The organism is Maribacter caenipelagi (assembly GCF_004364175.1).
Classification (GTDB): Bacteria; Bacteroidota; Bacteroidia; order Flavobacteriales; family Flavobacteriaceae; genus Maribacter; species Maribacter caenipelagi.
Genome location: NZ_SNZW01000013.1, coordinates 661,167 through 684,860, shown reverse-complemented (window position 1 = coordinate 684,860; position 23,694 = coordinate 661,167). Strand labels below are relative to the sequence as shown.

Sequence of the window (23,694 nt, the reverse complement as noted above, 5' to 3'; positions counted from 1 at the left end):
CAGGTCCTCACCTATTCTCGATTCTTATCTCCACAATATTTCAATGAACTTCTATCCACTTAACCTGAAATCTCTCCATTCCCCGGCCTCGTTTCACTTAGGTGTTTCCCTAAGCGGCTGCAAATATACAACTGTTTTTTAACCTGGCAACTTTTATCGAAAAAAATTATTTTTTCTTTTTTTCGCCAATACAAAACAACATCTATATGAACCTTTTCCCAAACCCCGATTCCGAATCAATCTTCCTCGTTTGCGGGGTGCAAATGTACACACTATTCTTAATATCACAACCATTTTTAAAAATAAAATTAAAGAAAAATTTACATCAAGATGCAACATCCTAATAAATAACACTTTAACAATATAGCGCATCATAAACGCATTGAATTTTACCATAAAAACTACTCATAAACTCAAATATACTAAAAGAATAGACCTCCAAAACTGACATTATATTAAGCTATACCAACAACAAACAAACCAGTACTATATGTATCCCTTACATTATAGTATGAATCTATTGCGGACGTGAATAGTTCCTATTATCTTTGGCACCCTATAATATGTACAGCAAATGATTAAAATTACACTTCCGGACGGATCGGTTAAAGAATTTGAAAAAGGAACAACCCCTATGGAGGTTGCCAAGAGCATAAGCGAAGGATTAGCTCGGAATATTATTTCAGCAAAATTCAACAATACTACTATTGAAACTGTAACGCCATTAGAAACCGATGGTAGCTTAATTTTATATACTTGGAACGACAAGGAAGGTAAAACCGCATTTTGGCATTCTACTTCACATATTGTAGCACAGGCTATAGAAGAACTTTATCCTGGTGTTAAATTAACTATAGGGCCTGCTATTGAAAATGGATTCTATTATGACATTGAACTTCCTACAGGTTCTATTTCTGACAAAGACTTTCCATCCATCGAAAAGAAAGCTATAGAAATTGCAAGAGGGAAGCATGATTATAAAATGAGAGCTGTTTCAAAAGCAGAAGCTCTTGATTTTTACAAAAATCAAGGTAATGAGTATAAAGTAGAATTGATAGAAAACCTTGAAGACGGTACTATTACATTTTGTGATCATGACAGCTTTACAGATTTATGTCGTGGTGGCCATATACCAAATACCGGAATTGTAAAAGCAATTAAGATATTAAGTGTTGCCGGAGCGTATTGGAGAGGGAACGAAAACAATCCGCAACTTACCCGTATATATGGTATATCGTTTCCGAAACAAAAAGAGCTTACAGAATATTTAGCACTTTTAGAAGAAGCAAAGCAACGTGATCATAGAAAATTAGGTAAAGAATTAGAGCTATTTACTTTCTCTCAAAAGGTTGGACAAGGTTTACCACTATGGTTACCTAAAGGCGCCGCACTAAGAGAACGTTTAGAGCAATTCCTAAAAAAGGCACAAAAGAAAGCTGGTTACGAAATGGTGGTTACACCTCATATTGGTCAAAAAGAACTTTATGTTACCTCTGGCCATTATGAAAAATATGGTGCAGATAGCTTTCAACCTATTCATACACCAAAGGAAGATGAGGAGTTTTTATTAAAACCAATGAACTGTCCGCATCACTGCGAAATTTACAACTCCAAACCATTTAGCTATAAAGAACTTCCTAAAAGGTTTGCTGAATTTGGTACTGTATATAGATATGAGCAAAGTGGAGAATTACATGGACTAACCAGAGTTAGAGGGTTTACTCAAGATGATGCACATATCTTTTGTACGCCAGATCAATTGGACGAGGAATTTAAAGAAGTTATAGACCTATCATTATATGTACTTGGATCATTAGGCTTTGATGATTTCACCGCTCAGGTATCGGTACGTGATTTAGATACGCCAGAAAAATATATTGGATCAGTAGAAAATTGGGAAAAAGCAGAACAAGCAATTATAAATGCTGCTAAGGAAAAAGGACTTAATTATGTAATAGAAAGTGGTGAAGCCGCTTTTTATGGACCTAAGCTAGATTTCATGGTAAAAGACGCTTTAGGCAGACAATGGCAATTAGGTACAATTCAGGTAGATTATAACTTACCGGAAAGGTTCGATTTAACCTATAAAGGCAGTGATAATGAACTTCACAGACCAGTAATGATTCATCGTGCCCCATTTGGAAGTATGGAACGTTTTATTGCATTATTAATAGAGCACACGGGTGGTAATTTCCCTTTATGGTTGACCCCTGAACAAGCTATTATTCTTCCTGTTAGCGAAAAACATGAAAAATATGCTCAAAAAGTTTTAAAATCCCTAGAAAATAACGAAATTCGCGCCCTTATAGATAGTAGAAACGAGACTATTGGCAAGAAAATACGTGAGGCAGAAATGAGTAAAGTTCCATTTATGCTGATTGTAGGGGACAATGATGAAGTTGCAAACACCATTTCTGTGCGTAAGCATGGTGGTGAAGACTTAGGAGCGATTGACGTAACTATGTTTACAGACTTGGTCAACAAAGAAATAAATAGTACCTTAAAGACGTTTAAAGAATAAAAGTTTAATTAAAATTATTTAGTCATAGCAATACGTAAAAGATTTAGACCACAACCTAGAAGGGAAAATAAGAATCCCCATAATATCAATGAAAAGATAACAGCCCCAAAAGTTAGGTTGGTAGGTGACAATGTTGAAGTAGGTGTATATCCTTTTCCTCAGGCTCTTGAAAAAGCAGAAGAATTAGGTTTGGATTTGGTGGAGATATCCCCAAAGGCTGACCCTCCTGTTTGTAAAATAATGGAGTATAAAAAGTTTTTATACGAGCAGAAGAAAAGAGACAAGGCCATGAAAGCGAAAGCTTCTAAGGTTGTTGTTAAAGAAATAAGATTTGGTCCTAATACAGATGATCATGATTATGACTTTAAAAAGAAACACGCTGAAAAGTTCCTTAAAGAAGGAGCTAAATTAAAAGCGTACGTATTTTTCAAAGGTCGTTCTATTGTCTATAAAGATCAGGGTGAAATTCTATTATTGAAATTAGCTTCTGAATTGGAAGAATTAGGAAAAGTAGAACAGATGCCTAAATTAGAAGGAAAGCGTATGACAATGTTCATTGCGCCTAAAACTAAAGGAAAATAAAACAATACTTCGGTTAAACATTGCGACCGATTTGTATTTATAATATACTAAACGCTGCTTACAATTGTGGGCAGCGTTTAGCATGCAAAGTGAGATTAATATATAAACTAGGAGAAAATGCCTAAACAAAAAACAAAATCCAGTGCTAAGAAGCGTTTTAAGCTTACAGGTACAGGTAAAATTAAAAGAAAGCACGCTTTTAAGAGTCATATTTTGACTAAAAAATCTAAAAAGCGTAAGCTTAAGTTAACACATGATGGTTTAGTTCATCAAGCAGATGTTAACAGTATTAAAGAGCAATTACGTTTAAAGTAACCAACTCTTTAACCGGTAAAATTATTAACCATGGAGTTAGGCTTTAAAAGTTCCTTAAATTAAAAGGACGCCTACTACAAAAAATTAGAAAAAAAATGCCAAGATCAGTAAATGCAGTAGCTTCAAGAGCCAGAAGAAAAAAGGTAATGAAGCAAGCCAAAGGTTACTTTGGAAGACGTAAAAACGTTTGGACAGTAGCCAAAAATGCGGTTGAAAAAGCAATGTTATATGCTTACAGAGACCGTAGAAACAAGAAAAGAACTTTTCGTTCATTGTGGATTACCCGTATTAACGCAGGTGCCAGACAACACGGAATGTCCTACTCTCAATTTATGGGAAAAGTAAAAGCTGAAAATATAGAACTGAACAGAAAAGTTCTTGCAGATTTAGCAATGAATCACCCAGATGCCTTTAAGGCAGTTGTAGATCAGGTAAAATAAATTAATAACAATCTCACTTTTTGAAAAATCCGATTCTTACGAATCGGATTTTTTAATTTTAGATATTGCCGCTTTAAATTCTTCCCAGTCTATTAGTTCATCGCCATTGCGATCATAACCTTCAATTAGCTTTGAAGATACAATACCTCTAATGAAACCGCTTATTTCTGCTTCTTTCAGAAGCTTAACAATTTCTGCCTTGGTAAGCTTCTGATCATTATCTCTATCAAAAAAATTAAAGGCCATCTCAGGTGTTTGGAAATGATTGGTAATTAGTATTTGAATTTTATTTAAAATAGATTCTTCAGTTGTCATATTCCTTTTGCTTAACTTCAAGTTAGTCAAAAATCAATTTCCCCACAATGTCAAAACTATATTTCTACCAGACGCATAATTTCTATGCTCACAAAGATAAATTCCCTGCCAGATACCCATATTCAATTTACCTTTGGTTACTGGTATTTGTACCGAAGCACCCATTATTGATGCCTTAATATGTGCAGGCATATCGTCTGACCCTTCATAATAATGTTTGTAATACGGAGCATTTTCAGGAACTAATACATTAATATGAGATTCAAAATCTTCTCTAACCGTTGGGTCAGCGTTCTCGTTAATGGTTAGGCTAGCAGATGTATGCTTGATAAATACTTGTAAAAAGCCCGTATGTATTTGCTTGATTTCAGGGATACTTTTAACGACAAGACCCGTGATTATATGAAACCCTCTTGGGTAAGATGGTAATGTGATTTCATTTTGAAATAATTTCATACTCTATATATTATTAAATAAAGGTAAAACTTTACTTTTTAGCCACATTGGTAAACTTGGTTGAAATATCTTTGTAGTAAAATACAATTACATGAATTTATCAAAGATTAAAATGGTTGTTTCAGATATGGACGGGACACTTCTAAACTCTGATCACCAAGTTAGCGAACAATTCTTTGACATTTTTAAAGATTTGAAATCTCAAGGCATCACCTTTGTAGCAGCGAGCGGTAGACAGTACAATAGTATTATAGATAAATTAGCCGCTATAAAAGATGATATAATAGTCATAGCAGAAAACGGAGGCTTTGCCATGAAACAGAATACTGAAATTCTGGTTACACCCTTAGATAAAAACCATGTACATGATATTTTAAAAACTTTAAAAGAAATACCTAACATTCACCCAGTGCTTTGCGGCAAACATCAAGCTTATTTAACCGGTCAGTCAAATGAATTTGTAAGCAAGCTAGCTGAATATTATACCAAATTTGAAATTATAGATGACCTTTCAGCTTTCAATTCTGAAGTAATCAAAATTGCCATTTACCATTTTGAAAGTTCTGAGAAACATATTTATCCTTTTGTAAAACACTTCGAGGGTGATTTAAAAGTAAAGGTTTCTGGCGAAAACTGGTTAGATATTTCTAATATAAATGCACACAAAGGCTATGCATTAACTAAGGTTATGGAAAGTTATAATTTGACATCTAATGAAGTAATGGTCTTTGGAGATTATAACAACGACATAGAAATGCTTGCCTTATCTGATTTCGGGTTTGCTATGGAAAACGCTCATCCAAATGTAAAAAAAATTGCAAAATATAGCACATTGAGTAATGATGAAAATGGTGTAGAGCATATATTAAAAATGTTAATCAAATAAAGTCATCATAATTAATTACTGCACTGCAGGTTTTAACTCACTTGGCACATAACCCATAGTTCTTTTAAAAGCTGTGGTGAAGTGCTGCGGATTTGCATAACCTACTTCGTATGCTGCATAAGCAATGGTAGCCCCATCTTGGGTAATTAAACTTTTAGCAACTTCCATTCGTAATGCTGTAATATATTTAAAAACTGTTACCCCATATATTTTTTTAAAATCTCTTTTCAACTTGGTAGCATTGAAACCCGCTATATTGGCTAAATCTAGAATTTTCAATGGCTCTTTCAGGTTATTTCTTATATGGGCTTCTACTTTTACAATTGCCAAATAATCTGAGTTCAACAATTTAATATTGGTCTTAGAAAGCTTTGAAGTTTGCCTACCCAAAAGAAAATCTATCATTAAAACCGTCAATTTACTTTCTAAATATGTTTTTCTAATCTCTCCTTTATAAGGGCATTGTATTATTTCATTTATTTTGCTTCGAATTTGAGGAGGAATGAACTTACTCTTATCCCACAATACAAATGAGTTTGAGTTAGATATTGCTGCTTTTAGTTTTTCAAATGAACTTTCAAATTCCGTTCCCAATAAGTTTTGTAATAAACTAGGCTTTACATAGATCTCAAATAGCTTAGCATTTCCCTTAAAAAATATATCTCTACCCTCGGTTGTTGGGTAGTAAAACATATTGCAGTGATTTTCTGGAATTTGAACTAAATATTTAATATGCCTTAACGGTTGATAGCAATAAGTACCCTCCAAAGAAAAATGAAGTTTTATTAAATGTTCGTCACTGGTTACACTAATTTCAGAATCGAACTGATGAATAGCCTGGGTATTAGAAAAATCTGCACCCCTAATAAAAGAATTATTATCCTTTGTGGTTACTTCTACTTCATTGAACTGGACAGAGTTATCAATAAATCCGTTTTTAAACAGTTCATCTACCCGTAATTCTTTTCGTAACAACTCGCTATTCATATGCTTTTCCTCCCATATTTCAATACTTCCTTTTGCGTATGTTTAAATTCCTTTCTCGGTACTTGCCTTCTCATTCCTGCTTTAGATTTGCAAAACTAATTTATTTAGACTAAATCTTAATAAAGATTAGTAGCTATTTTAAAACAAATGAAAAAATTCTTTACTGCTGTACTTTTCTTTATGTACATATTTGTTCAAGGGCAGCAAATTCTAGGTACTGTTTCAGGTACAGTACAAGACACATCTGGCGATCCTTTACCTTTTGCAAGTGTATTAGTTGAAAGATCAAAACTTGGTGTTCTTACTGATGAAAATGGTTTCTACTCCATCAATAAGGTTCCAAAAGGAAAATACAACCTGGTAGTTTCATTTGTTGGTTATGGCACACGGTCGGTACCTTTTGAAATATCTGACCGTAATAGTAGAGTCAGTCTCAATTTCACTCTACAAGAATCAACGGAGAATTTAGATGAAGTTACTATCAACGGTAAATCGAAAGAGACAAAACTAGAAACAAAAGGTTTTGCTGTTAGTGCAATAAAAACAGAAGAAGCTAGCCTAAGAAACATACAAACCAACGAATTACTGAATACTACCGTTGGAGTAAAAATTCGTCAAAATGGCGGATTAGGCTCAGATGTTACCTATAGTTTAAATGGATTATCTGGTAACTCGGTACGCATATTTATAGATGGTATTCCGATTTCAACTTACGGTAATTCATTCAACCTAAATAGCATACCACCATCTATGATTAAAAACATTGAAGTTTATAAAGGAGTGGTGCCTGGCTATTTAGCGGACGATGCCTTAGGCGGGGCTATTAACATAGTATTGCATAATGATGCAAAAACAAATTTTAATGCATCTGTGTCTTATGGGTCATTCAATACGGTTCAAGCTAGTGTAAATGGCTTATATCGTTTTGATAAATCAGGATTAACAGTTAAGGCATCTCTTTTTCACAACTACTCTGACAACGATTATAAAGTATCTGGCAGAAGTGTCGTTGTAACCGGACTCGGAGGAGTTCAAACACCAATTACCGCAAGAAGGTTCAATGATGCTTACCGATCAACTGGAGGAAAAGCTGAAATAGGATATACAGATGTAAAATGGGCAGATCAATTCTTTGTTGGAATCACTGGGTCAGATGACTATAAAGAAGTACAGCATGGTGCATTTATGACCATAACGCCATATAAAGATAGATTTTTAGAATCTGACGCCCTACTAGGTAGCTTAACTTACCAAAAGAAAGATTTATTTACCAAAGGGCTTGATGTAAACGTAAACGGTTTATATGGAAAAAGAAACCGTGTGGTTAACGATACCGTCTCTTGGGCATATAGTTGGACCGGTGAACGTGCTATCGACTTTAGAGGAGATGAATATCAATACACATGGCGCTCACAACAAGAAGGCGGTCCTACTTTAGCTAAAATCAAAAGAAACGTAGCTTCTATTAGAACAGGGGTTTCATATGCCATAAATAATCATCATAAAATATCTGCAAACCATGTATATAGTGGTATCGACAGAGAGGATAGCGATCCTTTACAATCTGTATTAGAAAACACTTTTTTAGGTACAAGAGATTTAAAAAAGAACATATACTCTTTAACCTACGAATTAACTGCTTTTGACGAAAAATTAAAAACAAGTTTATTTGGCAAGCATTATCAGCAAAAAACAACAAGTGTTGACCCCGCAATAGAAACCGATGAAAACGGAAATGATGTTATAGTAGACGAAATAGTAAGTAGCAATAAAAATTATGATGGTTATGGTTTTGCTGCTTCCTACGAAATCGTACCCAATATCACCCTATTAGCATCCGCAGAAAAAGCAATTAGATTACCAGACGAAACTGAGATTTTCGGAAATGACGGAGACAATGTTGTAGCCAATTCAAGTATTGATCCTGAAAGTAGTGAGAATTTCAACTTAGGCTTCAGGTTTGGAAATTTCAATATTAAAAAACATGATTTTACGATATCTACCAATGTTTTTACCCGTAACATAAAAGACAGAATTGGTCTACCTATTGAAACTTCTTTAAATGTTGATGACGAATTAATTGTATATGTAAACCAAGGCAGTGGCACTTCTAAAGGTTTTGATGCTCAACTAAATTACTCTTACGATAACAATTTTGGTTTGAACTTCAACATTTCTCGATATGATCTTAAAATTGAAAACCAAGGAATAGAAATCGATGTGCCTAACACGCCATTTTTTACCATGAACGGTGGCTTACGTTATTCCTTCAAAGATTTAATTCAAAAGAAATCTAGGCTTAACGCTTTTTACAATTTATACTTCACTGATGAATTTTCATTCTTGACCGCGCAAGGCAGCAATACTGTTGGCAATGAATTTTTTTCTGTACCCCAACAGATTTCACAAGATTTCGGACTTAGCTATGCATTTCCAAATAACAGGTTTATAGTAAGTTTTGATATTAAAAATATATTCGACGAACCCGTTTACGATAACCTTTCTGTACAAAAACCAGGAAGAGCTTTTTACCTAAAATTAAATTACGCAATTAATAAATTTTAATCTTTTAATTAAAACTAAAAATGAAAAGAACGTTTCTAAATCTTAAAACCTTTGCTGCAATTATATTCACGGCTGGTCTTATGACCGCTTGTAGTAATGAAGACGATACTGTTGTTACACCAGAACCAGATACTGAAGAACCGGAAACAGAAGAGCCAGTAGAACCCAGATGGATAACTGTAGCCGCTGCTAAAATGGGAGAAGATCCAGGTGATGGTAATGGCGGAACTTTAATATATTCTGTTACAAGTGAGGATGCAAAAAACCCAACTGTTTCTATTGAGCCTTTTGAAAACGGATTTATAGCACCTTCTAATAGAACGGCTAGATTACAATCTTCTGAAGATGGTAAAACCATTTTCAATATTAGTTATGCTGGTGATACTGGTGGTAACTATACGAAATATACTGTAGAAGGTGGACAAACTTTTACTCCGTCAGGTTCAGAAGTTAGTATTGCACCTTACGTGGGTACAGCCCCAAGATGGATAAAATTATTTGATGGTGATCAAACTGGTGCCGCTGTTTATGTAAACAATGAAAATGAATTTGACGAGAATGATGCATACACTCGTACTGAGGCTACTATTGGTGTAGTAACTTTAGATTTGGTTAATTCATCTATAAAAGAATTCCAAGAGCACAGCGTACCTTTATCTGCTGAAGAAGAAGCTGCAGGCTACTATATTTCTAGAATTGACATGCCAACTTTAAATGCTGCAGGAGATAAGTTATATATAGGTGCTCGTTTGAACAAAGTTGATCCTGCAACCGCTGAAAGTGATTCTGATTTTGAGATATTAGGTTCTAAAACCATCATATTAGACTACCCATCTTTATTGAATCCGTCGGTTATTACTTCTACTGTTGGTCATGGAAATACGAACGGATACCGTAGTATCAATTCATTTGAATACAACGGTAGTGTTTACCAAGCAAACCAAAGTGATCCAGAAGGTTCTTATATTCTAAAAATTGATTCAGATAATGAATATGACGATACATACGATTTCAATTTAGACGACGCTTTAGGGGTTGAGGGAGCATATATTCTTGCCTGGAGACCGGCTGCTAATGGAAAAGCCGTATTAGCATACCGTCATGATGGTTCTGCAGAAGGTGTTGCAGGTCCACAAGGCTTTTTCGCCCTAGTAGATCTAAATGCCAAGACTGCAGTTAAAATTGAAGATATACCTTATGATCCAGATTTCTACTTATTTCAATACCAAGGCTTTGTTGTTGAAGGTACCGAAATTTACCTTACCCAAGGCGCTGTTGGTCAAAATGGAAATATCTATGTTGTAGAAACTGAAACTGGTGCAGTAACTAAAGGTGCTGAGTTGGTGAATGTTGCAGGTAGTCACTTTATTGGAGTATTCTAAATCTAAAGAAGAAACTTTATAAAAAAAACCGTGATCAATACTTTCGTATTGATCACGGTTTTTTTTATTTCAATAGAAACATGAATTCAATTTATGTCTTTTGCTTCTTTTTTCTTGCTGCCGGAAATAATACATTATTAAGTATTAATCTATACCCTGGTGACGTCGGGTGCAACTCTAATTCTGTTTTTGGGTCCCCTACCCTATGCTGGTAATCTTCAGGATCGTGACCACCGTAGAAAGTAAAGAACCCTTTTCCTTTAATTCCGTGAATATATCTTGCTTCTTCGTTTAACTTATTTTCCCCTAACACTAATACCGTCGGCTTAATTTCAGAACGTGTAAAAGCAGTAGTTTGTCCCATAAAGCCCTTTACCAAAGAAGTATGATTCTGACATAGCATAGTAGGTATTGGATCCCATTTAGCTGAAAAGTCCATTAACGAAAAGTAATCTGATTCTTTTGGTACGTTACCTCTCTTGTTGGTCATATCTATAGAAGAGAATTCATATTTCAGCGGACTACGTTCTAGAATAAAATCTGTAAATGCAAACGTTTTCCCATAATCTAAATTGGCTTGATAGTTAGGGTCAGAAGCATCACCATCGAACATGGGTTCAACTATATCAATTCCGTCAGCAGCTAAAGCAATATCGAAACTATCAGTTGCAGAACACATGGCAAACATGAATCCGCCACCAATTACATAATTTCTAATCTTCAAAGCAACCGCTCTTTTTTCTTCGGAAACCTTATCAAACCCTAATTTATTAGCTAATTTCTTTGCATTTTTCTTTCCTTCAATATACCATGGTGTAGCTCTATATGCACCATAAAACTTACCATATTGACCTGTAAAATCTTCGTGATGTAAGTGAAGCCAATCATACAGAGCTAGTTTATCTCCAAGAACCTCTTCATCATAAATTGTGGTATATGGAATCTCAGCATAAGTCAAAGCCATGGTTACTGCATCATCCCAAGGTTGTTTATCTTTTGGTGAATAAACAGCTATTCTTGGTGCTTTTTCTAGAATTACTGCATCCTGATTAACGGAAGGACTGCTAATATCATCTAAAATTCTGTTTGCTTGTCCATCCGATAAAATCTCAAAACTTACCCCTCTAATCTGACATTCTTTTCTAATACTTTCCCCATCTGGTAATAAAAAAGAACCACCACGGTAATTCAATAACCATTGTACTTTCTGTTGTTTTGACAAAACCCAATACGTAATTCCGTAAGCTTTTAAGTGATTTTTTTGGGTATCGGCATCCATAGGTATTAAAATAGAAGATGCGAGAAGCTGTACTGAAATTAAGAGAAAGAAAACTGATGTTATAAATCTAGACATAAAATATGATCAAGGTATTCACCCAAAGATATAGTAAAATCTTTGGAGCATTAATTAGGGTTTCGTTAAAGCTATTGTAATTAAGATAATGAGAATTGTCGAAAATGAGTTAACTATAAAACAAAAAAGTCTCCCTAATGGAAGACTTTCAAACTTATATATAAGTTCTTTTTTAGAAAGGTACATCATTATCCTCATCTAGATCAGGACTACTATTCATACTACTACCAAAAGCATCATCTGCACTTGGTAAATTTTTAGTAGCAAACGGATTCTCTTCATTTGCATTCATTTTGGATTGGAATTCGAACGGTGAATCAAAATCATCAAGGTTATCGAACTTACCTTGGTTACCGATAAACTTCAATCTAATATTTTCTAAACCACCATTACGGTGTTTTGCTACAATAAATTCACCCTGACCTTGTGTTGGTGTACGCTCTTCATCATCCCATTCTTCTATCTTATAATACTCTGGTCTATAGATGAACGAAACAATATCGGCATCTTGCTCGATTGCTCCAGATTCCCTCAAATCCGAAAGAATAGGTCTTTTACTGCCCCCACGTGTTTCAACAGCACGCGATAACTGAGATAATGCAATTACAGGTACGTTCAATTCTTTTGCTAGAGCTTTTAAGTTTCTAGAAATCGTAGAAATTTCCTGTTCCCTGTTTCCACCTTTTTGACTACCCCCAGCTGTCATTAACTGTAAATAATCGATCATGATCATTTTTATACCATGCTGAGAAGCCAAACGTCTTGCCTTTGCACGTAAATCGAAAATAGATAGTGATGGAGTGTCATCAATAAACAAAGGTGCCTTTTCTAAAGTTTTCACCTTTACATTCAGTTGTTCCCACTCGTGCTTTTCAAGCTTTCCGGTTCTCAATTTTTCTGAAGACAAACCAGTTTCAGAAGAAATTAATCTCGTAATCAGCTGTACCGAGGACATCTCCAATGAGAAGAATGCTACGGGTGTATTTGTATTTACCGCCATATTTCTAGCCATGGATAAAGTAAAAGCCGTTTTACCCATACCAGGACGTGCAGCAACGATAATTAAATCACTTGGTTGCCAACCCGAAGTAAGCTTATCTAGCTTATCGAATCCTGATGCGACACCACTCATCCCCTCTTTACCGGCAATCTCTTCAATTCGTTTTTTGGCTTGTATTACCAAATCTTGCGCAGTCTCTGCAGAACGTTTTAAGTTCCCTTGGGTAACATCATATAGTTTTGCTTCGGCAGTATCTAATAAGTCAAATACATCGATAGCCTCATCATATGCCTCTTCAATAATTTCACCGGAAATTTTAATCAAACTACGCTGAATAAACTTCTGAAGAATAATACGTGCATGAAACTCAATATGAGCAGATGATGCTACTTTTTGAGTCAATTTTATCAAGTAAAAATCGCCTCCACAAACCTCTAATTTACCTGCTTTCTTAAGTTGTGACGAAACGGTTAATAAATCGATAGGTTGCGACTCTTCAAAGAGAATGAAGATAGCCTCGTATATAAATCTATGAGCGTCTTTATAAAAAACATCGGGGTGTAATATATCGATAACTTCATCAACACCTTTTTTATCTATCATCATAGCACCCAACACAACCTCTTCTAAATCAATAGCTTGCGGTGGGATTTTACCTTTTTGAAGGCTTATAATATTAGATTTGTCGATCTTTCGGGCGACAAAAGGTTTCGTGTTCTCCATAGTGCGAAAGTATACAATTAACCTTTAGTTAACGTGAAAAACATCGAATACGATGTTCACAATTGACTAACAATTGATTGTTTATAAGTTACGATTTTCTGTTAATAACATAAAAAAACCGAGGAATAAAATCCTCGGTATATTTTTAAGATGCCTAAAACGTATATTAGCCGTTAAAAACGCCCATCTGTGCGTATTTATCCATACGCTGATTTACCAATTCTTTTGGTGATAACTTTTGCAAATCATCAAAATGAGAAGAAATTTTATTTTTTACGGTTTCAAAAGTTTTAGGTCTGTTAGCATGAGCACCACCTGCAGGTTCGCGAATGATTTCATCTATTAATTTCAACTTTTTCATATCGGTAGCTGTCAATTTCAAAGCTTCGGCAGCTCTCTCTTTATACTCCCAGCTTCTCCATAAAATTGAAGAACAAGATTCTGGTGAAATAACAGAATACCATGTATTCTCTAGCATTAATACCTTATCACCAACACCTATACCCAATGCACCACCAGAGGCACCTTCACCAATAATTACAACAATTATAGGCACTTTTAGTCGGGTCATTTCAAGTATGTTTCTTGCAATTGCCTCTCCTTGTCCTCTTTCTTCTGCCTCAATACCTGGGTAAGCACCAGGTGTATCAATTAAGCAAACTACAGGCACCTGGAATTTTTCGGCAGATTTCATTAAACGTAAAGCCTTTCTATACCCTTCTGGGTTGGCCATTCCAAAATTTCTATACTGACGTGTTTTAGTATTATATCCTTTCTGTTGACCAATAAACATATAGCTCTGATCACCAATTTTACCTAAACCACCGATCATGGCCTTGTCATCTTTGACGGTACGGTCACCATGTAGTTCCAAAAAGGTATCACCACAAATAGCTTTTATATAGTCTAATGTATAAGGTCTATTTGGGTGTCTAGATAACTGAACTCGTTGCCAAGCAGTTAGATTCTTATAGATATCTTTTCTAGTTTCGGTAAGTTTCTTTTCAATCTGTTTACATGTCTCGGTAACATCAACATCACTTTCCTCTCCAATTACCATGCACTTGTCCAATTGCTCTTCCAATTCTTTAATTGGAAGTTCAAAATCCAAATATTCCATATTTCTTTAAAGTTTCTTTAGTTGCGGCTCAAAGATAAAACTTTAATACCTAAATCTTGGGTACCCTTTTTTTAATATTTGCTCTTTGTTTCAAAATACCGTTCGCAATGACCGTACTGAGTATAATTAAGGCTCCCACATAAAACATTGGTTTCATTTTTTCTTCTGACCCAAATATGACCCAAGCCAGCAGAATACCATATACTGGTTCTAAATTTGTAGTAAGCATTACGGTATATGGCGTTAAAACTCGCATAATTTTAACCGATGCGATAAATGCATATGCCGTACAGATAAGCGCTAAAACAATCAGGTAAATCCAATCCATTTGAGGCAGTGTTACCAATAACATATTAAAATCACCTTTAAATAATAAGACTATAGATAAAAAAACCATACCCACGCCTAATTCATAAAAAGAGATGATCGATGGTTTATTGTTTTGTACTAGCTTGCCATTGATCAATGAAAAAACAGCTGCTAAAAATGCCGATATTAATGCGATTATCATTCCGTATACATACTCCGTTTCAACTTTAAAAATCAAATAGAGTCCTGCTACGACCATTAAGCCAAAAAGAATTTCATAACCGATTATCTTTCGTTTGTACCAAAAGGGTTCCATCAACGCTGTAAAAAAAGCTCCTGTAGACATCATAGCCAGTGCAACTGAAACAGTAGATACTTTTATTGCCAAAAAGAAAGTGACCCAGTGTAATGCTACTACGATACCACCACCGACCAACCACCAAAACGTTTTTTTAGAAACTTTTAAACTGAATTTTGCAAAGAGAATATAGATAGCGATAAAAAGAGTTGCCAACCCCATTCTAATCCAAACAAGTGGTAGCGAATCTATGGTAATTAACTTTCCTAAAATCGCTGTAAAGCCCCAAATGAAGACAATGAAATGTAAGTGTAGTAAATTAAGGACTCTATCTTTTTGCATTTTGAAGTAGATAAAATGCCAGACATCCAAATACTACATTAGGTATAATAACCGCTAACAAAGGCGAAAAGCCCGATTGCTCAGCGAGTACACCGAATACCTTATCAAAAAATATGAATATAAACGCAATCAAAATACCGAATGCCAAGTTAGCTCCCATACCCCCTCGCCTTTTAACAGAAGAAACAGAAACGGCAATAATCGTCAAGATAAAGGCTGTTAATGGCAATGCCCAACGCTTGTACTTCACCAAAACATACGTATTAATATTAGAGGCTCCCTTTCTCCTTTGATCTTTAATAAAAGTATCTAATTCAAAAAGGTTCTTTGTTTCAGCAACATAAGATACAGGGGTCAAATCTCCTATATCAAAAGCAAAAATGGTATCTAGTCGACGTTTACTTTCAATAATTGCCGTATCGCCTAAAACAGTTCTCTTTTTGTATGATGTTAAGCGGTAGCTAGAGTCTTTATCGACCCATCTAATATTAGCTGCAGATATTTTAAAATCTAGCTCATTATTCTCATTAAAACGCTCAAACGTAAAATTATGGCCAAGCTGCCTTGCCGGATCAAAACTACTCACATAAATAAAATCGGTTTCATTCAGCTGATTGAAGATATTGTTGGTGACCCGATCTTGCTTCCCTTTTTTTAGGTATTTATATTTGAATTCATTGAAACCTACACTGGCATTGGGTACAATGAACATGGTCATAAAGAACATTAATATTGCGACCATAGAAGCCCCTATTAAATAAGGCCTTAAAAAACGCCCATAAGAAACTCCTGAACTTAATATGGCAACAATTTCGGTATTGTTCGCCAACTTAGAAGTAAAGAAAATTACGGAAAGGAATAGAAAAATAGGAAATAATAGATTACCAATGTATATAGTGAAATTCACATAATACATTACAATTTCATTCAACGGTGCTTCATTATCGATCATTTTACCGATCTGCTCTGCCAAATTCACCATGATACCAATGGGAATAAACAACAAAAGCATCAACGAAAAAGTTGCTAAATACCGCTTTAGAATGTATTTATCTATTATTGATAGCATTATAGCCTTTTATCCATTTGTTTAACCATCATATCTTTCCAGGTTCTAAAATCACCTGCTATAATATGTTTACGAGCTTCGCGCACCAACCACATATAAAAGCCTAAGTTATGAATTGTTGCTATTTGTTTCCCTAAATATTCGTTGGCGGCAAATAAATGTCTTAAATACGCTTTAGAATACTCATGATCTACGAAAGTTGTACCCATTTCGTCAATAGGCGAGAAATCATCTTCCCACTTCTTGTTCTTTATATTAATAGTACCATGTGCCGTAAACAACATTCCGTTTCTTGCATTTCTTGTAGGCATTACACAATCGAACATATCAATACCTAAAGCAATATTTTCAAGAATATTAATAGGCGTACCTACACCCATTAAATAACGTGGCTTGTCCTCTGGTAAAATCTCGCATACCACCTCGGTCATGCCATACATTTCTTCTGCAGGCTCACCAACTGAGAGTCCGCCAATGGCGTTACCTTCTGCACCGGCATTCGCAATGTATTCTGCCGATTGCCTTCTTAAATCTTTATACGTAGACCCTTGTACGATAGGAAAAAATGTTTGTTCATAATCATACTCAAAAGGTGTTTTAGAAAGGTGATTAATACATCTATCTAACCACCTATGCGTCATATGCATAGAGCGCTTGGCATAATTATAATCGCAAGGGTAAGGTGTACATTCATCAAAAGCCATGATAATATCTGCGCCAATTACCCGCTGAATTTCCATAACATTCTCAGGAGTAAATAAATGCATAGATCCATCTATATGAGATTTAAATTTAACTCCTTCTTCTTTTATCTTTCTATTCGCCGATAAAGAATATACTTGGTAACCACCACTATCGGTAAGAATATTTCTATCCCAACCCATAAATTTATGGAGTCCGCCTGCTTTCTTTAAAATCTCCGTTTTAGGTCGAAGAAATAAATGATAGGTATTACCAAGAATAATATCTGGGTTTACCTCTTCCTTTAATTCTTTTTGGTGCACCCCTTTTACAGAGGCTACCGTACCCACCGGCATAAAAATTGGGGTTTCAATGATACCATGGTCAGTAACGATCGTACCTGCCCTAGCCTTTGATTGTAAATCGGTATTATGTAGTGTAAACTTCAAATTTTCTAAATCTAGCTGCAAATATAATGAACTGTGTTTGGGAAAAACTTAATAAAAAGCAAAGATGTTACTGAAAGTAATAAACTAAGATGTTGGTGATTGTAACTTGATAAAACTGAAATTAACCCAAATACACTCGTAAACAATAAAGATATTTTACCTCCGTTCTGATGGTATAACGAGAAAGGGAACATTTGGTATCGTATTTGATACCTATTTCACTCAAAACAGCAATGATTATGAAAAAAACAATTTTAGTTGCCTTTATGGCGCTCTCTGGGTTTTATGGGATAGCACAGAGTGATTCGGGATTTGGAATTAAAGGGGGATTAAACTACAACGCTAATGGAGATTATTTTGAATCTGCCGGTGATGCTGCAATAAATCCAGATAGAAACGTAGGATATCATGTTGGTGTCTTCGGAAAATTCGGAGCTTCTAAGGTGTATTTAAGACCAGAATTGGTATACACCAAAACAAAGTCTGACTATGACGGAGCCGATTTTGACATGAGCAAATTAGATGTACCCGTACTGTTGGGCATCAACCTAATTGGACCGTTACATGTTTTTGCAGGTCCTAGTTTTCAGTATATTTTAGATACCGAATTTGATGGTGTTACCATTGATGACGTAGAGAATGATTTTTCTGTTGGGATGAATATTGGTGCCGGAGTAAGCTTTGGTAAATTCGGTATCGATTTACGTTACGAAAGAGGTTTTAACGATAATGAAGCATCTTTTATTAATACCAACATTACAAATTTAGGTCCGAGTAGAATTGATACCAGACCAGACCAATTGATATTAAGTTTGTCTTTGGCATTGTAAACAAAACCACAAGAAATAAAAAACCTCTTAAGAATTCTTAAGAGGTTTTTTTATGCTTTAAAATGAAATACTATAAGTCATTATCAAGATGATCAGGAGTACCGTCACCATCTGTATCTAAGAAACCAACAAAATTACCATCGGCATCCAATTCAATTTCATCTATTGTTAAAATACCATCACCGTCATCATCTGGATCTAAATAATTTGCAACATAGGTTCTTATATTAGCTTCTGCCTCTTCATTAGTATTATCATCATTCAAATATCCGTTACCATTTAAATCTTCTAAAATAGAAGGAACACCATCACCATCTAAATCTGAATCAGGCTCATATGCAAATGCATCTACCTTAAAAATCAATGGCGAATATATAGGTACATCAGTATTTGGTGATGCATCGAAATATGCCAAAGCTGCAGGCATAAAAATAGCTCCTATACCGTATCCTTCATAGCTAACAGTACCATCACCATTTTCAATTGGACCTTCACCAGTTTGAAAGTTTTTCATACCATTACCAAACCCTCTAACCACAGAAGAAAGGTTAAAGCGTATTGGTTGATTGACCGAAGCATCAAAAAGAGTTCCATCTAATAACAAACCCTCATATCTAAGAATAGAAAAATCACCAATTGTAGGCGTACCATCTACAACACCTTGTCTTACTACAAGAGTATATAATGTTTGATCAATTATTTCATCATCGTCAGCTCTACCTAAATCTTCAGAATTAACAGAAATAGTTTGAGTTATTAAATTCGGACTATCAAAAAGCGATTGTTGAGTACTATTTGCACCAGCAATCGTATCAAATTTAATTTTAAAATCGAAACCTTCTGGTGGCGTATCAAACTCTTCTTTATTATAGAAATGCGTTTTTAAAAATTCTATAATTTCAGCATCGTCCTCAACAGTAACTTCACTTAACAACCTTGGCGGTACTACTTCACCAATAGAATCATCATCACTTTTGCAAGAACTTATAATCAATAAGCCAGCTATTAGCAAATAGGCATTTTTCAATTTCATCAATAATTTATTTTGAACGCGCAAGATACAATTTTCCCTTATTTTTGTTTGGAAGTTAACAAAGAAATACAACCAGTAATGCGCATAGATAAATTCTTGTGGAGCACACGATATTTTAAAACCCGAAACATTGCCGCTACAGCATGTAAAAAAGGGCATGCAAAAATTAACGGTATTACTGCTAAACCAGGAAAAGAAGTTTTTCCGATGGATGAAGTTGTGGTACGTAAGAATCAGATTGACTATAAATTTACGGTTCTAGACATACCGCCAAGTCGTGTTGGGGCTAAACTAGTAGATATTTATAGAAAAGATACTACACCTAAAGAAGCCTTTGAACATAACGAACTCTTACAATATTCTAAAGATTATTATCGAAAAAAAGGTATTGGTCGACCGACTAAAAAAGATAGAAGAGATATTGACGATTATTTAGATGGCGACACCAATAATGATGAAGCTAGTACCATAGATCATGAGAATAAAAGTAAAGAAGTTGAAGATTAACTAAAACTTTTAAAAACATACCTATCTTTATTGTTTTAAGAACAGCACATGCAACAGACCATACTTTCACATCTACAGATTCAACATAAAATAGAACGTATAGCGTACCAAATCTATGAGGCAAATGTTTCTGAAGAAGAAATTATTATTGCAGGTATAGATGGCGGCGGATTACAATTCGCAAAAAAGATCGTCGCAAAGCTTAAAAAAATTACTGAGGCTAAAATTGTACTGTGCAAATTGTCTATGGATAAGAAAGACCCGTTATCTAGTGGAGTTACAACATCATTACCCGATAATGAGTTCATAAATAAATCGGTAGTTATAGTAGATGATGTACTAAACTCAGGCACCACCTTAATTTATGGTGTACACCATTTTTTAAAAACTCCATTAAAGCAACTAAAAACTGCTGTGTTGGTTAATCGAAACCATAAAAAGTATCCGGTCAAGGCAGATTTTAAAGGAATTTCTTTATCTACCTCTTTACAAGAACATGTTAATGTCCATTTTGAAACTAGAAATGACAGAGTGTATTTAGACTAGTTTCTTTACGATCATTTCTGCAATCTCTGTCGGAGTATTTAGATTGCTCTTGACCTTTTGATGTGCTTGATTATAAAAATAGCTTCTTTCGAACAAATGCTTTCCAATAAATCCGATTAGCTCTTCATCTTGTAAATGAGAAATCATTGGACGGTGGCTTTTTTCCATCAATAAACGATCAGCAAGTTCATTTATACCCACATTCAAATAGAACGAATTAGCAGTTTTTTCATTTATCAAGGCCATGTTAGTTCCAAAACAAGGAGTACCACCACCAAGTGAAAGCACAAAACTTTCCTCATTTGAAAATATTTTGTTCAAATATTCAATTTCTTTTTTTCTAAAATAGATTTCACCTTTGGTCTCAAAAATGCTAGCTATAGGCATCGCTTCAACTTCCTCGATATAAGTATCTAAATCTAAAAATTTAATATTCAAATGGTTAGCCACTATTCTACCAACAGTAGATTTACCGCTACCCATATAACCTAACAATACGATTTTCACATTTTTCATTATTACAAAATTGGACTAAAAAATAGGCTTTTCAAAAAAAAATAAATTTATATTGAAAAGGGTTTGTAAAATAAAGTAATCGACTTATATTTGCACCCGCATTGAGGGAATATAAGTTCTGAAAATGCTTTTGACCTGGTAGCTCAGTTGGTAGAGCATCTCCCTTTTAAGGAGAGGGTCCTGGGTTCGAGCCCCAGCCCGGTCACCAATAAATAGTAGCCTCTTCACCAAAAAGAGGCTTTTTTATTTAAGTGTTTAAGCTTATTTTATGAGTAATTAACGCTAACGCTCTTAACATTTTTTTGACCTGGTAGCTCAGTTGGTAGAGCATCTCCCTTTTAAGGAGAGGGTCCTGGGTTCGAGCCCCAGCCCGGTCACTTTTAAACCTTCAAATAGTAATTATTTGGAGGTTTTTTTGTTTACGGTAAAATTAAGTCACAATCATAAATCCTTATCAATTAGATAATAAGCAAAAAAAAAGGGAAAAAGCCATGCTCCTCCCTTTTCAATATGTCGTGGTTTATGTAAGCTATTCCACCACAATAAACTCAGACCTTCTGTTCAACTGATGCTTTTCTTTGCTACAAGGTATATCGTTGCTACAGCCATTGGTAAGCTCTGTTTCGCCATAACCTTCATAAGAGATTCTGTTGCTCGGGATTCCTGCCGCTATCAAATATTCGGCAGTTGCCTTAGCCCTATTCGTCGATAATCGCATATTGTACGCATCGTCAGCACGTGAATCAGTATGCGAGCGTACTTGTACGTTTACACTTGGGTATTCATTCAAGTATGCCATTACTTTATTGATACTGATCCTTGCATCTTCTCGGATGAAGTACTTGTCGAAATCGAAATAAATAGGTTCTATGTTCAGGTATTTCGCAAGGTCGGTGCCTATCGGTGACGATGGGTCTACCTGTGCCAGTACTATCTCTATGCCGGTCGCATCTTCAGCTTTGACGGTCATGAAGGTCTTGTTGCCTTCTTCGTAATAGGTCTTGGTCGCCACTACTTTATAGCTTCCTTCCGCGCAGGTGCCCTCCATTTGGAATGCTCCGTTAGCATCGGTGCTTGAACTCGACACTACCTTGTTATCCTTGTCGTAGACCATTACCGATACATCCGTTAACAGTGCATTGGTTTTTTGGTCCTTTACGATTCCCGTGATTGCCGTATGGCAGGCAAAGTCCAATGGGGTCCTTTCTACAAAACTATAGATATCGTCGTTCCCCTTTCCCCCTTTTCTGTTGGATGCAAAAAAACCTTTTCCGGTCTCTTCATCAATAATATAAGAGAAGTCATCTTCCTCTCCGTTCAAGGGACGTCCTACATTGTAGATCTCTCCCTTTTCATTGTTCAGGTCCGTTGCGAAGACGTCAAGTCCACCTAGTCCCGGATGTCCATCGGATGAAAAATAGAGTTTATCACTCTGGGTCACGAAAGGAAAGGTCTCCCTTGCCTCGGTATTGATCCGTTCTCCCAGGTTCTTTGGTGTACCGAAAGTACCGTCCTTGTTGATATCTATTACATAAATATCCGACTGCCCTTTCGTTCCCGGCATATCGGAAGCGAAGTATAGTTTCGTTTCTCCTTTATTTAAGGTCGGATGTGCTACAGAATAGCTGTCCCCGTTAAAGGGCAATTCTTCAATATCGTTCCACTCTCCTTCTATTAATCTTGCCCTGTATATTTTTAGTCTACTTACACCTTCATCGTCCCTTTCGAACTTGCCCTCGTCGGAATTGTTCCTTGTAAAGTACATCGTCTGTCCGTCCTTGGTAAATACAGTCGAAGATTCATGGGTCTTCTTGTTCAATCTTTTGCTCAGCTTGTCCACATTGGTGAAGTTACCCTGATCATCTTGTGATGCCTTGTATAGATTTAAAAACGATCCGTTGTTCCATTTATGGATGTTCTTAGATAGCAATCCACTGTCCCTTGCCGTCGAGAACACCAATCCTACTTCATGGAAAGAGGGTGCAAAGTCCGATACCTTCGAATTCAGCCCAATGTTCTTTAGTTCGTACCTTCCCGAGCGTTCCTCAATCTGTTCCAGATAATCTCTGTTCTCATCGAATACCAACGCACGTTGATCGTTCTCTCTTGCGCTCTTGAATTTGTTCATCCACGTGTCGGATTCTTTATAGTTTTCAAGTGACTTTAAGGTCTGTGCGTAACGGTACATATATTCAGGGTTGATATCCGCTCCTTTGAGCGAGAACAGCTTGCCATACCAGCTTGATGCTTCTTCGTAGTTCGCGTTCAGATAGTTTGCATTGCCCAGGTTCTTGTACACCTCCTCTTCAGTATAACCGTCCTTTACCAATTGCTCGTACGATTGTATCGCCGAGGCATAGGCGTAGTTCGTGAATTTTGTATCCGCTTTTTGTACTTTCTTGTCCTGTGCGCTTGCCATCATAGTCACTACCGCCAAGCCACAAAATATATATCCTGCTTTTTTCATG

At 35.6% G+C, this 23,694-nt stretch carries 22 protein-coding genes and 2 tRNA genes; 12 read left to right on the top strand and 12 right to left on the bottom strand.

All coding sequences use genetic code 11. The features are described 5' to 3' along the window. The first annotated feature begins 574 nt into the window (after nucleotides 1-574). The 4 genes from thrS to rplT all read left to right on the top strand — a co-directional run bounded on the left by thrS (nucleotide 575) and on the right by rplT (nucleotide 3,858). Nucleotides 575-2,521 carry a threonine--tRNA ligase gene (gene thrS / locus DFQ03_RS07915; protein ID WP_133672616.1) on the top strand — a complete coding sequence of 649 codons (1,947 nt, stop codon included), beginning with the start codon at nucleotides 575-577 and terminating at the stop codon, nucleotides 2,519-2,521. Nucleotides 2,522-2,545: 24 nt separating this feature from the next. Continuing rightward, nucleotides 2,546-3,103 carry a translation initiation factor IF-3 gene (gene infC, locus DFQ03_RS07910; protein ID WP_084135105.1) on the top strand — a complete coding sequence of 186 codons (558 nt, stop codon included), beginning with the start codon at nucleotides 2,546-2,548 and terminating at the stop codon, nucleotides 3,101-3,103. 117 nt (nucleotides 3,104-3,220) lie between these two features. Next, nucleotides 3,221-3,418, top strand: coding sequence for a 50S ribosomal protein L35 (rpmI, locus tag DFQ03_RS07905; RefSeq protein ID WP_027064530.1), 198 nt, complete (start codon nucleotides 3,221-3,223; stop codon nucleotides 3,416-3,418). A 95-nt stretch (nucleotides 3,419-3,513) separates the two neighbouring features. Then, nucleotides 3,514-3,858, top strand: coding sequence for a 50S ribosomal protein L20 (gene rplT, locus DFQ03_RS07900; RefSeq protein ID WP_091623188.1), 345 nt, complete (start codon nucleotides 3,514-3,516; stop codon nucleotides 3,856-3,858). 36 nt (nucleotides 3,859-3,894) lie between these two features. Here the strand turns inward: rplT and DFQ03_RS07895 are convergent, their stop codons facing one another. Beyond that, nucleotides 3,895-4,173: an EF-hand domain-containing protein gene (locus DFQ03_RS07895; RefSeq protein ID WP_133672615.1), complete on the bottom strand. Its 279-nt coding sequence runs from the start codon at nucleotides 4,171-4,173 to the stop codon at nucleotides 3,895-3,897. Nucleotides 4,174-4,206: 33 nt separating this feature from the next. Beyond that, nucleotides 4,207-4,629, bottom strand: a complete 423-nt coding sequence (locus DFQ03_RS07890) for a secondary thiamine-phosphate synthase enzyme YjbQ (RefSeq protein ID WP_133672614.1) — start codon at nucleotides 4,627-4,629, stop codon at nucleotides 4,207-4,209. Between the two features lie 91 nt (nucleotides 4,630-4,720). Between DFQ03_RS07890 and DFQ03_RS07885 the strand changes: the two genes are divergently transcribed. Continuing rightward, on the top strand, nucleotides 4,721-5,515 hold the full coding sequence (locus tag DFQ03_RS07885; protein WP_133672613.1) for an HAD family hydrolase: 795 nt from the start codon (nucleotides 4,721-4,723) through the stop codon (nucleotides 5,513-5,515). Nucleotides 5,516-5,530: 15 nt separating this feature from the next. On the opposite strand, the gene DFQ03_RS07880 is transcribed toward DFQ03_RS07885, so the two are convergent. After that, the gene (locus DFQ03_RS07880) at nucleotides 5,531-6,502 is read right to left on the bottom strand and encodes a helix-turn-helix domain-containing protein (RefSeq protein ID WP_133672612.1); all 972 of its coding nucleotides are present in this window, start codon (nucleotides 6,500-6,502) and stop codon (nucleotides 5,531-5,533) included. 147 nt (nucleotides 6,503-6,649) lie between these two features. Between DFQ03_RS07880 and DFQ03_RS07875 the strand changes: the two genes are divergently transcribed. Further along, a complete protein-coding gene (locus tag DFQ03_RS07875; protein ID WP_394346263.1) occupies nucleotides 6,650-9,067 on the top strand; it encodes a TonB-dependent receptor in 2,418 nt (805 codons plus the stop codon). Between the two features lie 20 nt (nucleotides 9,068-9,087). After that, nucleotides 9,088-10,449, top strand: coding sequence for a hypothetical protein (locus tag DFQ03_RS07870; protein ID WP_133672611.1), 1,362 nt, complete (start codon nucleotides 9,088-9,090; stop codon nucleotides 10,447-10,449). 91 nt (nucleotides 10,450-10,540) lie between these two features. On the opposite strand, the gene DFQ03_RS07865 is transcribed toward DFQ03_RS07870, so the two are convergent. From DFQ03_RS07865 to tgt, 6 genes are all read right to left on the bottom strand, one after another. Beyond that, nucleotides 10,541-11,803: an asparagine synthetase B gene (locus tag DFQ03_RS07865; RefSeq protein ID WP_133672610.1), complete on the bottom strand. Its 1,263-nt coding sequence runs from the start codon at nucleotides 11,801-11,803 to the stop codon at nucleotides 10,541-10,543. Between the two features lie 172 nt (nucleotides 11,804-11,975). Then, nucleotides 11,976-13,526: a replicative DNA helicase gene (gene dnaB, locus DFQ03_RS07860; RefSeq protein WP_027064522.1), complete on the bottom strand. Its 1,551-nt coding sequence runs from the start codon at nucleotides 13,524-13,526 to the stop codon at nucleotides 11,976-11,978. A gap of 166 nt (nucleotides 13,527-13,692) precedes the next feature. Then, the gene (locus DFQ03_RS07855; RefSeq protein WP_133672609.1) at nucleotides 13,693-14,646 is read right to left on the bottom strand and encodes an acetyl-CoA carboxylase carboxyltransferase subunit alpha; all 954 of its coding nucleotides are present in this window, start codon (nucleotides 14,644-14,646) and stop codon (nucleotides 13,693-13,695) included. Nucleotides 14,647-14,695: 49 nt separating this feature from the next. Then, complete coding sequence (locus DFQ03_RS07850) at nucleotides 14,696-15,595, bottom strand: DMT family transporter (protein WP_133672608.1); 900 nt, start codon at nucleotides 15,593-15,595, stop codon at nucleotides 14,696-14,698. Continuing rightward, entirely contained in the window at nucleotides 15,582-16,664 is a 1,083-nt protein-coding gene (locus DFQ03_RS07845) for an LptF/LptG family permease (protein WP_133672607.1), read from the bottom strand. The genes DFQ03_RS07850 and DFQ03_RS07845 overlap by 14 nt, the downstream gene beginning before the upstream one ends. Beyond that, nucleotides 16,664-17,794, bottom strand: coding sequence for a tRNA guanosine(34) transglycosylase Tgt (gene tgt, locus DFQ03_RS07840; protein ID WP_133672606.1), 1,131 nt, complete (start codon nucleotides 17,792-17,794; stop codon nucleotides 16,664-16,666). The genes DFQ03_RS07845 and tgt overlap by 1 nt, the downstream gene beginning before the upstream one ends. A gap of 239 nt (nucleotides 17,795-18,033) precedes the next feature. Between tgt and DFQ03_RS07835 the strand changes: the two genes are divergently transcribed. Continuing rightward, entirely contained in the window at nucleotides 18,034-18,624 is a 591-nt protein-coding gene (locus tag DFQ03_RS07835) for a porin family protein (protein WP_133672605.1), read from the top strand. Between the two features lie 70 nt (nucleotides 18,625-18,694). Here DFQ03_RS07835 and DFQ03_RS07830 read toward each other — a convergent pair whose 3' ends face one another. After that, on the bottom strand, nucleotides 18,695-19,657 hold the full coding sequence (locus tag DFQ03_RS07830) for an FKBP-type peptidyl-prolyl cis-trans isomerase (protein ID WP_133672604.1): 963 nt from the start codon (nucleotides 19,655-19,657) through the stop codon (nucleotides 18,695-18,697). 78 nt (nucleotides 19,658-19,735) lie between these two features. Here DFQ03_RS07830 and DFQ03_RS07825 point away from each other — a divergent pair, with 78 nt between their 5' ends. Then, the gene (locus DFQ03_RS07825; protein WP_133672603.1) at nucleotides 19,736-20,164 is read left to right on the top strand and encodes an RNA-binding S4 domain-containing protein; all 429 of its coding nucleotides are present in this window, start codon (nucleotides 19,736-19,738) and stop codon (nucleotides 20,162-20,164) included. 48 nt (nucleotides 20,165-20,212) lie between these two features. Next, entirely contained in the window at nucleotides 20,213-20,710 is a 498-nt protein-coding gene (locus DFQ03_RS07820; protein ID WP_133672602.1) for a phosphoribosyltransferase family protein, read from the top strand. On the opposite strand, the gene DFQ03_RS07815 is transcribed toward DFQ03_RS07820, so the two are convergent. Continuing rightward, nucleotides 20,702-21,217, bottom strand: a complete 516-nt coding sequence (locus tag DFQ03_RS07815; RefSeq protein WP_394346264.1) for a shikimate kinase — start codon at nucleotides 21,215-21,217, stop codon at nucleotides 20,702-20,704. The genes DFQ03_RS07820 and DFQ03_RS07815 overlap by 9 nt on opposite strands. A gap of 141 nt (nucleotides 21,218-21,358) precedes the next feature. On the opposite strand from DFQ03_RS07815, the gene DFQ03_RS07810 reads away from it, so the two are divergent. Both DFQ03_RS07810 and DFQ03_RS07805 read left to right on the top strand, forming a co-directional pair. After that, nucleotides 21,359-21,434, top strand: a tRNA-Lys gene (locus tag DFQ03_RS07810). Between the two features lie 96 nt (nucleotides 21,435-21,530). Next, nucleotides 21,531-21,603 (top strand) — tRNA-Lys (locus tag DFQ03_RS07805). Between the two features lie 152 nt (nucleotides 21,604-21,755). Here DFQ03_RS07805 and DFQ03_RS07800 read toward each other — a convergent pair. Beyond that, nucleotides 21,756-23,693, bottom strand: a complete 1,938-nt coding sequence (locus DFQ03_RS07800; protein WP_133672601.1) for an OmpA family protein — start codon at nucleotides 23,691-23,693, stop codon at nucleotides 21,756-21,758. Between the last annotated feature and the right edge of the window lies 1 nt (nucleotide 23,694).